Origin of the sequence: Vogesella oryzagri (assembly GCF_040148885.1) — a bacterium.
Classification (GTDB): Bacteria; Pseudomonadota; Gammaproteobacteria; order Burkholderiales; family Chromobacteriaceae; genus Vogesella; species Vogesella oryzagri.
In genome coordinates this window covers 118484-131111 of the sequence record NZ_JBEFLD010000005.1, presented here as the reverse complement: position 1 = coordinate 131111, position 12628 = coordinate 118484, and the positions used below count along the sequence as shown (strand labels likewise).

10 protein-coding genes are annotated in these 12628 nt (G+C 65.1%); 9 read left to right on the top strand and 1 reads right to left on the bottom strand.

Translation table 11 applies throughout. The features are described 5' to 3' along the window. Positions 1 to 15: 15 nt before the first annotated feature. On the bottom strand, positions 16 to 1650 hold the full coding sequence (locus tag ABNW52_RS10790; protein WP_349587442.1) for a methyl-accepting chemotaxis protein: 1635 nt from the start codon (positions 1648 to 1650) through the stop codon (positions 16 to 18). A gap of 174 nt (positions 1651 to 1824) precedes the next feature. Here ABNW52_RS10790 and ABNW52_RS10785 point away from each other — a divergent pair, with 174 nt between their 5' ends. The 9 genes from ABNW52_RS10785 (at position 1825) to ABNW52_RS10745 (ending at position 12622) form a co-directional block, all read left to right on the top strand. Continuing rightward, positions 1825 to 2607 carry a 3-hydroxybutyrate dehydrogenase gene (locus ABNW52_RS10785; protein ID WP_349587439.1) on the top strand — a complete coding sequence of 261 codons (783 nt, stop codon included), beginning with the start codon at positions 1825 to 1827 and terminating at the stop codon, positions 2605 to 2607. 122 nt (positions 2608 to 2729) lie between these two features. Further along, complete coding sequence (locus tag ABNW52_RS10780) at positions 2730 to 3326, top strand: Maf family protein (RefSeq protein ID WP_349587437.1); 597 nt, start codon at positions 2730 to 2732, stop codon at positions 3324 to 3326. Between the two features lie 24 nt (positions 3327 to 3350). After that, positions 3351 to 4847 carry a ribonuclease G gene (gene rng, locus ABNW52_RS10775; RefSeq protein WP_349587434.1) on the top strand — a complete coding sequence of 499 codons (1497 nt, stop codon included), beginning with the start codon at positions 3351 to 3353 and terminating at the stop codon, positions 4845 to 4847. Positions 4848 to 4986: 139 nt separating this feature from the next. Next, the gene (gene cysE, locus ABNW52_RS10770) at positions 4987 to 5769 is read left to right on the top strand and encodes a serine O-acetyltransferase (protein WP_349587431.1); all 783 of its coding nucleotides are present in this window, start codon (positions 4987 to 4989) and stop codon (positions 5767 to 5769) included. Positions 5770 to 6135: 366 nt separating this feature from the next. Then, positions 6136 to 6978, top strand: coding sequence for a 2OG-Fe(II) oxygenase family protein (locus ABNW52_RS10765; RefSeq protein WP_349587428.1), 843 nt, complete (start codon positions 6136 to 6138; stop codon positions 6976 to 6978). A gap of 143 nt (positions 6979 to 7121) precedes the next feature. Then, positions 7122 to 7709 carry a cysteine hydrolase family protein gene (locus ABNW52_RS10760; RefSeq protein WP_349587425.1) on the top strand — a complete coding sequence of 196 codons (588 nt, stop codon included), beginning with the start codon at positions 7122 to 7124 and terminating at the stop codon, positions 7707 to 7709. Between the two features lie 131 nt (positions 7710 to 7840). Further along, a complete protein-coding gene (locus tag ABNW52_RS10755; RefSeq protein ID WP_349587423.1) occupies positions 7841 to 9994 on the top strand; it encodes a UvrD-helicase domain-containing protein in 2154 nt (717 codons plus the stop codon). A gap of 31 nt (positions 9995 to 10025) precedes the next feature. After that, positions 10026 to 11732, top strand: coding sequence for a response regulator (locus tag ABNW52_RS10750; protein WP_349587421.1), 1707 nt, complete (start codon positions 10026 to 10028; stop codon positions 11730 to 11732). After that, positions 11729 to 12622 (top strand): hypothetical protein, encoded by an 894-nt coding sequence (locus tag ABNW52_RS10745; RefSeq protein ID WP_349587418.1) that lies wholly within the window; start codon positions 11729 to 11731, stop codon positions 12620 to 12622. Before ABNW52_RS10750 ends, ABNW52_RS10745 begins: the two co-directional genes overlap by 4 nt. Positions 12623 to 12628 lie beyond the last annotated feature (6 nt).

The window sequence follows — 12628 nt, the reverse complement described above, 5'->3', positions numbered from 1 at the left end:
GTGGCCGTCAGTCGATTATAGTTTGAAGCGGGTCAGTGTCTGGTTCATCAGGCGCGAGCTGTCTTCCAGGCCGATGGCTTCCGCCGTCAGACTATCGGCCTCATCGCGCTGGCGGTGGATTTCGCTGCCGATGGCGCCAATGTCGCCCTGCATGCTGGCGATGTTGTCGCGAATGGTATCGCCGGCGGCCAACACCTGGCCGAAGTGCTGCTGCAGGGTGTCCAGCAGCTGTCGCACGGTTTCCAGCGCACTGCGCGCGCCGCTGGAGGCACCGGACAGCCGCTCGGCCTCGTCGGCATGCTGCGCGATGATGTCGGCGGTATCGGCGATGGTGGCCAGCAGCTTGTCGACGAAGCTGTCGGTTTCCGCCAGCGTGTGCTGGGTCTGGCCGGCCAGCTTGCGCACCTCGTCCGCCACCACGGCAAAGCCGCGACCGGCTTCGCCGGCACGCGCCGCTTCGATGGCGGCGTTCAGCGCCAGCAGGTTGGTCTGCTCGGAAATGCCGGCAATGCGCTGCAGAATGCCGGTGATGTTGCGTACATCCAGCGACAGCGCCTCGAAGCGCTGCGCCAGCTGGCGGTTGGCCGCCACATGCTCGCCCATGCCATGCGCCATGCTGTTCACCGATTCGCGCGATTGCCCCAGTTCGCCGCCCACGCGGCTGAGTTGGCCGGCCACTTCGCCCAGCAGTTGGCCGCTGTGCTGGCTCAGCTGCTGGATATGGTCGGCGCGCTGGCGGCTGCCTTCCAGTAGCTGGCTGCTCTTGCCGGCGGCGCCCTGCAGCTGCAAGGCGCTCTGGCGCACGTTTTCCGCGCTGTGGAAGGTGTGGCGCGCATTGTCGGCCACCTCGCCCAGCGTGCCGCTGAAGGTGCGGCACAGCTGGTTGAAGCTGCGCGCCATGCTGGCGACTTCGTCCTCGCCGCGCGGGTGCAGCGTGGTGGACAGGTCATGGGCGCTGGCCTGATGTTCGATGTGGCTGGCGATACGGGCGATCGACCGCGCTAGCCAGTTGGCCAGCAGCCAGGCCACCACCGTGCCCAGCAGCAGCAGGATCACGCCGATCAGCAGCGTGTCGCGCAGTGCGGCCAACTTGCTGGCCTGCGCTTCCGCCAGCGGTACGTCGGCGGCCAGTACCACCACCTGGCCGTTGACGGTGGTGGGCAGGAAGATGGAGCGGAAGGTGCCGTAGTCGTCGCTGTATTCGTCGTAATGCGCGCTGCGGTCGGCAAACGCCGCCTGTAGCCCGGCACTGGCTTCGTACGGCTGCAGGTGGTGGCCGAACTTGTCGGCGCGCAGCTCTTCCTCGCCGGCGCCATCGGCCAGGTACAGCACCTTGCCGTCTTGCTGGCCCAGCAGGTACAGGTATTTCACCCCGAACTGGCGGGCGTAGCCATCCAGCTTGCGGGCGTTGTCCAGCATCTGCTCGCGGCTGACGCTGCCGGGGGTGAACATGGTGGCCAGGAAGCGCTCGTCCAGCAGCGCGGGGATGGCGCGTGCGGCGGCGTTGAGGCGGGTGTCGATCACGGCGATGGCCTGCTCGCTGCTGCGCAGGTAGGTGTGCACGCTGAAGGCGGCCACGGTCAGCAGGTTCAGGGCCAGGAACAGGCAGACAAGCTTGGTGCGGATGCTTAGACGGTACAGCCAGGACATTGACGGTTATCCTTAGGTGGGCAGCTGCTGGATGGGGCGCTGGGCCGCCGGTTAATCTGGAAATTCATTATGATTTGGATAATGCAGTTAAAAATGAAATTTACAAAACCAAATCGTTAAGCTGAACACTTTCAATACGCCAGCATGTGGCGGCAATCGCAAAGGAGAACGGTTATGAATACACCTCGCACTGCTCTGGTCACCGGCGCCGATCGCGGCATTGGTCTGGCCATTGCCTGCCGTCTGGCGCGTGAAGGCTGGCAACTGGCGCTGCATGGCCTGGCGGACGTCGCCGGCCAGGCCGAGGTGCTGGCCGCAGTGCGTGCCGCCGGCGCGGCCGATGCCGCCTATTTCAGCGCCGATCTGCGCGACGGCGCGGCCAGCCGCGCGCTGGCAGAAGCGGTGCTGGCGCGCTTCGGCCGCGTGGACGTGCTGGTCAACAACGCCGGCATGCAGTTCGCCGCGGCGGTGACCGAGATGCCGGCGCAGAAATGGGACGACATCATCGGCGTGAACCTATCTGCCGCCTTTCACCTGCTGCAGCTGTGCCTGCCGGGCATGCTGGCCGCCGGCTGGGGGCGGGTAATCAACATCGCCTCGGTGCACGGCCTGGTGGCGTCCAAGAACAAGCTGCCGTATGTGGCCAGCAAGTTCGGCATCGTCGGCCTGACCAAGGCTGCGGCGCTGGAGACCGCCGGCAGCGGCGTCACCGTCAACGCCATCTGCCCAGGCTGGGTGGAAACCGCGCTGATCGAGCCGCAGATCATGGCGCGCGCCGCGCAGTTCGACGGCGACCGTGCCGCCGGCCTGCGCGACCTGGTGCTGGAAAAACAGCCGTCTGGCCAGATGAGCCAGCCGGAAGACATCGCCGAGGCGGTGCTGATGCTGTGCGGACAGTGGGCGCATAACCTGACCGGGGTGGCGTTGCCGGTGGATGGCGGCTGGACCGCGCAGTAGCGCGGGCAAAGGTTGGCCGCAGCACTGCGGCCAACCTTGTGCTGCCTCAAGCCGTGGCATATCCGCCGCCGTCCCGCTCTGGTAATCTGCTGGCGATTAATTAGCTGACAGACCGTCCAACCATGAGCATCACTACCTCCCGGCTTTATCTTGCCTCCGGCAGCCCGCGCCGCCGCGAAATCCTGGCAGACCTGGGCCTGAATCTGGAACGCATCCATGCCGACATCGACGAATCGGTATTGCCGGGCGAGGCCGCGGTGGCCTACACCGAGCGCCTGGCGTGCGAAAAAGCCGCCGCCGGCTGGCAGGTGGTGAGCAACTGCGGCCTGCCGCCGCACCCGCTGCTGGCCGCCGACACCACTGTGGTGCTGGACGGCGAGATCTACGGCAAGCCGGCCGATGCTGACGACGCCCGCCGCATGCTGCAGGCGTTTTCCGGCCGCAGCCACCAGGTGGTGACCAGCGTGGCGGTGCGGCTGGGCGATGCACTGCAGCTGGCCACCAGCATCACCGACGTCACCTTCAAGCCGCTGAGCGCCGACGAGATCCAGCGCTATATCGACAGCCACGAGCCGTTCGACAAGGCCGGCGCCTACGGTATCCAGGGTAAGGCCGCGGTGTTCGTCGCCCGCATTGAGGGCAGCTACACCGGCGTGGTGGGGCTGCCTGTTTACGAAACCGCACAACTTCTCGGCAAGTTCGGTTACCAACTGCCCTGATTCCACCAGTTACCGGAGCTTGCCATGCTGCAACAACCGATTCCGTTGCCGCGCGATATGCCGCGGCCCAAAGAGCAGATTCTCGTCAACATAACGCCGCAGGAAACGCGGGTGGCAGTGCTGGAAGACGCCATCGTGCAGGAGCTGCACATCGAGCGTTCCGCCAGCCGCGGCATCGTCGGCAACATCTACCTGGGGCAGGTCAAGCGTGTGCTGCCGGGGATGCAGAGCGCCTTCATCGAGATCGGCCTGGAGCGCGCCGCCTTCCTGCACATCGCCGACGTACTGGAACAACGCCAGCACCCGTCCGAGCCGCAGCGCATCGAGAAGATGCTGTTCGAGGGGCAGACCGTGCTGGTGCAGGTGATCAAGGACCCGATCGGCACCAAGGGCGCGCGGCTGTCGACGCAGATCAGCCTGGCCGGGCGCTTCCTGGTGCACCTGCCGCAGGAAGAGCACATCGGCATCTCGCAGAAGATCGAGCAGGAGGCCGACCGCCTTAGCCTGAAGAACCGGCTGGAAAAATTGCTGCCGGATGGCGCGCCGCGCGGCTACATCATCCGCACCAGCGCCGAGACCGCCACCGATGAAGAGCTGACCGCCGACATCGACTACCTGTCCAAACTGTGGGCCGACATCCGCCACAAATCGCAGCACCTGCCGGCGCAGAGCCTGCTGTACGAAGACCTGCCGCTGGCGGTGCGCGTGCTGCGCGACATGGTGAGCGACTACACCGAGAAGGTGATCGTCGACTCCACCGAGAACTACGGCAAGATGGTGGAATTCGCCGAGGCTTACGTGCAGTCGGCGGTGGCCAAGATCGAGCGCTACAGCGGCGAGCGCCCGCTGTTCGAGCTGCACGGCATCGAGACCGAGATCGACAAGGCGCTGTCGCGTCGCGTCAACCTGAAGTTCGGTGGCTACCTGATCATCGACCAGACCGAGGCGATGACCACCATCGACGTCAACACCGGTGGCTTCGTCGGCAACCGCAACTTCGACGAGACCATCTTCAAGACCAACCTGGAAGCCACGCTGTCGCTGGCACGCCAGCTGCGGCTGCGCAACCTGGGCGGCATCATCATCGTCGATTTCATCGACATGGACAGCGAGGAACACCGCAGCGCGGTGCTGGCCGAGCTGGCCAAGGCGCTGGCGCGCGACCGCACCCGCGTGACGCTGAACGGCTTCACCAGCCTGGGCTTGGTGGAAATCACCCGCAAGCGCACCCGCGAGAGCCTGGCGCACGTGCTGTGCGAGCCATGTCCGATGTGCCAGGGCCGTGGCGAGATCAAGACCGCGCAGACGGTGTGTTACGAGATCCAGCGCGAGATCGTGCGCGAAACGCGTCGCTTCGACGCCAAGGGCTTCCGTATCCTCGGCTCACAGAACGTGATCGACATGCTGCTGGACGAGGAATCGCAAAGCCTGGCCATGCTGATCGACTTCATCGGCAAGCCGATCTCGCTGTCGGTGGAAACCAGCTACAGCCAGGAACAGTTTGACGTGGTGTTGTTGTAGGTTTTTGGCCGCCCGCCCCGCAAAAAGTGCAATCCGTGCTTGCCGTCGCCGGGCGGTGGCACAAGATTAAAGGGTGATGCCGGCGCCGCGCCCTGTGCGTGGCGCCGGAGTTGGCCGCAAGTATCAGGAGTACCTTTGTATGACCGAAGTAAACAGCGATCCCCTGTGGGCCGCCATCCTGCAGGAAGCCGAACAGGCGGCGCGCGACGAGCCGTTGCTGGCCAGTTTCCTGCACATGACCGTGCTGCGTCACAGCACGCTGGAAGACGTGCTGGCGTTCCACCTGTCCAGCAAGCTGGCCAGCCCGGTGATGGACGCGCGCGCGCTGCTGGAACTGTTCCGCGAGGCCTATGCCGCCGATCACGGCATCATCACCGCCGCGCGTGCCGACATCACCGCCTGTTACGAGCGTGACCCGGCCTGTGACAGCTATTCCACACCGCTGCTGTATTTCAAGGGCTTCCATGCCATCCAGAGCCAGCGCATTACCCACTGGCTGTGGCAGCAAGGTAGAAAGACGCTGGCGTATTTCTTGCAAAACCGCATCTCCGAGGTAATGAGCGCGGATATCCATCCGGCTGCCAAAATCGGCCACGGCGTCATGCTGGATCATGGCACCGGCGTGGTGGTGGGCGAAACCGCGGTGATCGGCAACAACGTGTCGATGCTACATGGCGTGACGCTGGGCGGCTCCGGCAAGGAACGTGGCGACCGCCACCCCAAGATCGGCGACGGCGTGATGCTGGGTGCCGGAGCTTCGGTGCTGGGCAATATCCGCGTTGGCGAATGTGCCAAGGTGGGCGCCGGCAGCGTGGTGCTGGATGACGTGCCGGCGCACACCACGGTGGCAGGCGTACCGGCCAAGGTGGTGGCGCAGCTTTGTCCGGGCACCCCGGCACTAGACATGGATCAGCGCGTCTGAACTGACGCGCTGGACAACAAGCCGTGCCGCTAATGCGACACGGCTTTTTTTATGTGCCTTGGCGGCGCGCGTCATGAAAATAATGCCAATTAATTTGCTATTGGTATTGTTGATGATGGCCCCAATTGGGGGCTGGCGGAGCCGACCCGCCGGGCAGCACGGGCCGCGTGGCGCAAAAGGCATGCAAAAACAGCCGGCTATGCCATATTGCTTAAAGTTGCGATTGGCTGGCAGGTAGTGCCATAAAATGCCAATGGAAAGTCATATCGGGTGCTTTGCGTGCGCAACAACAGCGCGTAGAATCCGCCGCCTTCGCCGTTGCGGCCAAGGTTGGCCGCAACGGCTGCCCGACACAGGAGCACCATCATGAACGTACGCGTAGTCGATTACCGCGCCGCCGATGCGGCCGAACAGTTCACCCGCTCGCTGCACGAAACCGGCTTCGGCGTGCTGGTGAACCACCCCATTCCGCAGCAGCTGGTGGAGAACATCTACCGCGACTGGCTGGCTTTCTTCGGCAGCGAGCAGAAGCACGATTTCGCCTTCTCGGTGGAAAAGCAGGACGGCTACTTCTCGCCGGAAACCTCCGAGACCGCCAAGGGCCACACCCAGAAAGACATCAAGGAGTACTTCCACATTTACCCGTGGGGGCGTATCCCGGCGCAGCTGAAAGACGACGCCATGCGCTACTACGACACCGCCAACACCCTGGCGCAGGAGCTGCTGGCGTGGGTGGAGCAGTACACCCCGGCCGACATCGCCCAGCACTACAGCGAGCCGCTGTCCGGCATGATCAAGGGCAGCAACAAGACCCTGCTGCGCGTGCTGCGCTACCCGCCGCTGACCGGCCAGGAACCGGCCGGTTCGCTGCGCGCCGCCGCCCACGGTGACATCAACCTGCTCACCATCCTGCCGGCGGCCAACGAGCCGGGGCTGCAGGTGCAGGACATGCACGGCAACTGGGTGGATGTGCCGTGCGATTTCGGCATGCTGATCATCAACATCGGCGACATGCTGTGCGAGGCCTCGCGCGGCTACTACCCGTCCACCCAGCACCGGGTGGTGAACCCGACCGGTGAAGGCGCCAGCAAGAGCCGCGTGTCGCTGCCGCTGTTCCTGCACCCGCGCGACGAAGTGGTGCTGTCGGAGCGCTACACCGCCGGCGCCTACCTGAACGAGCGCCTGCGCGAGCTGGGCGTGAAGATGTAAGCAGCAGTACGGATGCGGCCAGGGTTGGCCGCAAGCGATAGGGAAGCGCAAGGCCCGGTTGATGACCGGGCCTTGTTGCGTCAGCCATGCTGGGTAGATGGCCGGGTGCTAGCATGAGTGCTTGTCCTGCAACGGAGCCTGCCATGATCGCCCCCGTTTTCCCGTCGCCGATCGCCCTCATCATCATCGACATGCAGCAGGGTATGCGCCGCATGCCAGCCGAATCGCGCAACAACCCGCAGGCCGAGGAGACCATCCTGCGTTTGCTGTGCGCATGGCGCGCGGCCGGACAGCCGGTGGTACATGTGCGGCACATGTCGCGGACCCCCGGCTCGCCGTTCTGGCCGGGGCAGGACGGTGTCGAGTTCCAGCCGGAACTGCAGCCGCTGCCTGGCGAGCATGTGCAGGAAAAGAACGTGCCGGATGTGTTCATTCACAGCCAGCTGGAGCGCTGGTTGCGCATGCGTGGTATCCAGCAGCTCGTCATCACCGGGGTCAGCACCAACAACTCGGTGGAAGCCTGTGTCCGCACCGCCGGCAATCTTGGCTTCGACACCCTGGTGGTGGCGGACGGCTGCTACGCCTATGCCAAAGCCGACTTCGACGGCGTGCTGCGCAGTGCGCAGCAAGTGCATGCCATGGCACTGGCCAACCTGCAGGGTGAGTATGCGCAGGTGATTAACAGCGAGGCGGCGCTGGCGTTGCTGCTGAAATCATCTGTGGCGCTGTGATGGCGCTATCGAGGGCCAGCCCCGTATGGCAGGCCCGGCGATTGGCCGGCAAGGCGCGCAAGGTTGGCCGCGGGGTGCCACGGGGGCTGGTGTAGAATGTGGCGATTACGTTTCCACCTGCCCGTGCCCCCATGAACGACAAGCTGCTAGCCGGCCTCAACCCCGAACAACTTTCCGCCGTCACCTGGCCCGCCAAGAGCGCGCTGGTGCTGGCTGGCGCCGGCAGCGGCAAGACACGGGTGCTCACCACCCGTATCGCCTGGCTGCTGTCCACCGGACAGGCCAGCCCGGCCGGCGTGCTGGCGGTGACCTTCACCAACAAGGCGGCGCGCGAGATGCAGACCCGGCTGGCGGCGATGATTCCGGTCAACGTCAAGGCGATGTGGATCGGCACCTTCCACGGCCTGTGCAACCGGCTGTTGCGCATCCACTACCGCGATGCCGGCCTGCCCCAGACCTTCCAGATCCTGGACTCGGGCGAACAGCAATCCGCCATCAAGCGGCTGCTGAAGGCGCTGGATGTGTCGGACGAAAAATTCCCGCCCAAGGCGGTGCAGCAGTTCATCAACGGCAACAAGGAAGCCGGCGTGCGCGCGCATGCCATCCCGGCACCGATGAACCCGTACGAGGCCAAGCTGATCGAGCTGTACGCCGCCTACGATGCGCAGTGCAACCGTGAAGGGGTGGCCGATTTTGCCGAGCTGCTGCTGCGCAGTTACGAGCTGCTGTCGCGCAACGAGGCGTTGGCCGCGCACTACCGCGAGCGCTTCCGCCATGTGCTGGTGGACGAGTTCCAGGATACCAACCGCCTACAGTACGCCTGGCTCAAGCTGCTGGCGGGGACTGACAACGCGCTGTTCGCGGTGGGCGATGACGACCAGTCCATCTACGCCTTCCGCGGTGCCGAAGTCGGCAATATGCATGCGCTGCTGCGCGACTACGGCATCAGCGCGCCGATCCGCCTGGAACAGAACTACCGCTCTGCCGGCACCATCCTGGATGCGGCCAACGCGCTGATCGAACACAACGACGGTCGCCTCGGCAAGCAGCTGTGGACCGATGCCGGCAGCGGCGATCCGATCCGCGTGTTCGAAGGCTTCAGTGACGGCGAAGAAGCACAATTCATCGTCGACGAGGTGAAGTCGCTGGTGCGCGACGGCTGGAACCTGTCCGACATGGCGGTGCTGTACCGCTCCAACGCGCAGTCGCGCATCCTGGAACACGTGCTGGTGCAGGCCGGCGTGGCCTACCGCATCTACGGCGGGCTGCGCTTCTTCGAACGCCAGGAAATCAAGCACGCGCTGGCCTACCTGCGGCTGGCGATCAACCCGGATGACGACAACGCACTGCTGCGGGTGATCAATGTGCCGTCGCGCGGCATCGGCGCGCGCACGGTGGAAAACCTGCAGACCGCCAGCCGCGAGCGCGGCATCAGCCTGTGGCAGGCCGCCTGCGGTGCCGGCACTGGCCGCACCGGCGGCAAGGTGGCGGAGTTCGTGCTGCTGGTGGAAAAACTGCGCGCCCGCTGCGAGCACTTGTCGCTGGCGGAGAAGATCAGCCTGGTGGTGGACGATTCCGGCCTGCGCGCCATGTACGAGGCCGACCGCAAGGAAGGCGAAGAGCGGCTGGCCAACCTGGACGAACTGGTCAATGCCGCGCTGGGCTTCATGCCGCACGAGCCGGAGCTGGCGGTGGTGGAGTTCCTGACCCAGGCCAGCCTGGAAGCCGGCGACCATCAGGCCGATGCCAGCGAGGACGCGCTGCAGCTGATGACCGTACATGCCTCCAAGGGGCTGGAGTTCGATGCGGTGTTCATCGGCGGGCTGGAAGAGGGCCTGTTTCCGCACGAGAACAGCTTCAGCGACAGCAAGGGGCTGCAGGAAGAACGGCGGCTGATGTATGTCGCCATCACCCGCGCGCGCAAGCGTTTGTACTTTTCTTCGGCACAGAGTCGCATGCTGCATGGCCAGAGCCGTTACCCGATTCGCTCGCGTTTTGTCGACGAAGTACCGGCAGAGCTGTTACAACACTTATCTGCTACGGTAAAAACAGCCGCGCCGCGCCGCGCTGCCTGGCAGGACGAACCGGCACCGGCATTTGTGCGCAACAACTCGCTGGCTGGCTGGCGTATCGGCCAGGCGCTGAGCCACAGCAAATTCGGCAGCGGGGTGGTGATCAGCGCCGAAGGCGCCGGCGACGATGTGCGCTTGCAGATCAACTTTGCCGAGCACGGCATCAAGTGGCTGGATCTGCGCTATGCCGCCGACAAACTGACGCCGGCCTGATGCGGCCAACCTTATTCAATCGAGACGCACCATGAGCCAGCAGCCGCGCCCTTCGACCACCTTCCATGCCATCACCGGCCAGCGGGACCCCGCTAGCCGCCAGGAATACAGCAACCCGTTCGCCAAGAAGATGTTCCTGGTAGTGGATTGCGTGCCGGAGATGCAGCGGGCGATGGCGATGACGCTGAATTCGTTCGGCGCCGAGAAGGTGGAGTACGCCGGCAAGGCCAGCGACGCGCTGGTGAAAATGATGCGCTACGACTTCGACGTGGTGCTGTGCGACTACGATCTGGGCACCGGCAACGACGGCCTGTACCTGTACGAGGAAGCCAAAGAGCGCAATCTGCTCAAGCAGTCCTGCGTGTTCATGATCGTCAGCGGCGAGCGCCGTGCCGCCAAGGTGATCTCGGCCGCCGAACTGGCACCGGATGGCTATCTGCTCAAGCCGTTCACCGGCGACGAGCTGGGGCGGCGGCTGGAAGTGGCGATGCGCCGCCGCGCCGCGTTCAAGGTGGTGGACGAGGCGCTGATGGGCCACGACTACCTGGGCGCCATCGACGCCTGCAACAAGAAGATCGCCGAGCGCGGCGAGTTCAGCCTGGATTTCATGAAGCTGAAGGGCAGCCTGGTGCTGAAGATCGGCGACTACGACAGCGCGCAGACGCTGTTCAAGCAGGTGCTGCAGGTGAAGGAACTGCCGTGGGCCAAGCTGGGCATGGCCAAGGCGCTGGTGGGGCTGAAGCAGGTGGAGCCGGCGCTGGCGATGTTCGAGCAGGTGGTGGTGGAAAACGACCGCGTGATGGAAGCCTACGACTGGCTGGCCAAGCTGTACCAGGACAACCACGAGCTGCAGAAAGCGCAGGACGTGCTCAAGCGCGCCACCGAAATTGCCCCGGCCACGGTGCGGCGCCACCAGGTGCTGGCGCAGGTGGCGGAAGAAAACGGCGATCTGCTGCAGGCGCGCAGCGCCTACAGCACCACGCTGGAGCTGGCCAAATCCAGCTGGCACCGCAGCCCGGCGCATTACGCCTCGCTGGTGCGCGCGCAGCTGGCGTGCAATGAAAAAGCCGAAGCCAGCCGCACCCTGGCCTCGCTGCGTCGCGACTACAAGTACAACCCGGAAGGCGAGTGGATGGCGGATGTGGTGGACAGCACCATCCAGAACCAGTCCGGCAACAAGCAGGCCGCCGAGCGCCTGCTGCACGAGGCAGCCGATAAGCTGCGGCAGCTGAGCAAGCTCAAGGACGACGACAAGCTGGAATTCGCCCGCGCCTGCTATACCCAGGGGCACAAGGAGCTGGGCGATGCCGTGGCGCGCGATCTGGTGCGCAACCATCACGACAACCAGGACCTGCTGCAGAAACTGTCGGCCATGTTCGACCAGGTGGGGCAGGGCGATGCCGGCCGCCTGCTGATTGCCAGCAGCGTGCAGGACATCATCGACCTGAACAACCAGGCGGTGCGCATGGCGCAGGGCGGCGAGCACGATCAGGCGATCGAGCTGTTCCGCAAGGCGCTGGAGGAAATGCCGCAGAACATCCAGCTGATGCTCAACCTGGTCAACGCGGTGATCGCGCAGAGCCACCGCCATGGCTGGCACGAAAGTCATATCCACCTGGCGCACCAGTTGCTGCAGAAGGTGCGTGAAGTGGAGCCGGCCAACAACAAGTTCCAGAAACTGCTGCAGGCCTGGCGCGTGTTGATCGACCAGCATCAGAAGCGGGAATTCCAGCTGTGATACGGTACAGCTATCGTTGGCCGCATCTGCTGCTGTTCTTCATGCTGCTGCTGTGCTGGCTGGCGCTGGCGCTGCTGGGCGGCAGCTGGCTGCTGGCCTACGAGCGTGCCCGTGCCCAGAGCGAGCTGGACGAGCAGACCCAGCAGCTGGCGGCGCAGGTGCGCTCGCGGCTGGGTCAGCTGCAGGACGCCGGCGAGCAGCTGCTGCAGGACCTGGAAAGCCTGCAGCAAGCCGAGGCCGGCAGCGATCCTGGGCGTTATCTGGCCAACCTGCATCAGGCGTTCCCCCTGCTGCAACGCGTGGCGCTGCTGGGCGGTGATGTGCGCAGCCAGCAGCTGCTGGTGCGCCAGGTGGCGCCGTTCCTGCTGGGCGGCGACGTGCTGCCGACGCAGGATCTGGGCCGGCAGCCGGCGGTAGCGCAGCTCATGCCGGTATTGCAGGCGGGCCAGCCGGCGGTGGCGCCGTGGCGCGACCGCAGCGGCCTGCAGCAGTTGCTGCTGCTGCCCGGCATACCCGGCAACTATCTGGCATTGTGGCTGCAGCCCTCGGCGCTGCTGCCGGCACTGGCGGATGAGCGTCTGCGGCCAACCTTGGTGCCGCTGCAGACCGCGCTGCCGCAGGAGGACAGCTGGGGTGGCCGCCTGCATGCCAGCGTCGAGGTGCGCAGCGGCCCGTTTGCCTTGCGGCTGGATCTGGCGCGACAGCTGGGCTGGGAGGACATCCACTCGCCGCGGCTGTGGCTGCTGCTGGTGTGGTTGCTGCTCAGCCTGCTGCTGTGCTGGCTAAGCTACCTGCAGTTTGGCGTGCTGCGCCGTCGCCGGCATGTGCTGCTGCTGCAGCGGCAGGCCTGGCTGCAGCGCCACGTGCCGTCGCCGCCGCACAGCCGTTAGCGCGCA

What these genes read in the sequence shown, in the direction of transcription:
- ABNW52_RS10780 (WP_349587437.1), top strand. Translation starts at nt 2,730, where the DNA reads ATGAGCATCACTACCTCCCGGCTTTATCTTGCCTCCGGCAGCCCGCGC.
- ABNW52_RS10790 (WP_349587442.1), bottom strand. Translation starts at nt 1,650, where the DNA reads ATGTCCTGGCTGTACCGTCTAAGCATCCGCACCAAGCTTGTCTGCCTG.
- ABNW52_RS10760 (WP_349587425.1), top strand. Translation starts at nt 7,122, where the DNA reads ATGATCGCCCCCGTTTTCCCGTCGCCGATCGCCCTCATCATCATCGAC.
- ABNW52_RS10765 (WP_349587428.1), top strand. Translation starts at nt 6,136, where the DNA reads ATGAACGTACGCGTAGTCGATTACCGCGCCGCCGATGCGGCCGAACAG.
- cysE (WP_349587431.1), top strand. Translation starts at nt 4,987, where the DNA reads ATGACCGAAGTAAACAGCGATCCCCTGTGGGCCGCCATCCTGCAGGAA.
- ABNW52_RS10750 (WP_349587421.1), top strand. Translation starts at nt 10,026, where the DNA reads ATGAGCCAGCAGCCGCGCCCTTCGACCACCTTCCATGCCATCACCGGC.
- ABNW52_RS10785 (WP_349587439.1), top strand. Translation starts at nt 1,825, where the DNA reads ATGAATACACCTCGCACTGCTCTGGTCACCGGCGCCGATCGCGGCATT.
- rng (WP_349587434.1), top strand. Translation starts at nt 3,351, where the DNA reads ATGCTGCAACAACCGATTCCGTTGCCGCGCGATATGCCGCGGCCCAAA.
- ABNW52_RS10755 (WP_349587423.1), top strand. Translation starts at nt 7,841, where the DNA reads ATGAACGACAAGCTGCTAGCCGGCCTCAACCCCGAACAACTTTCCGCC.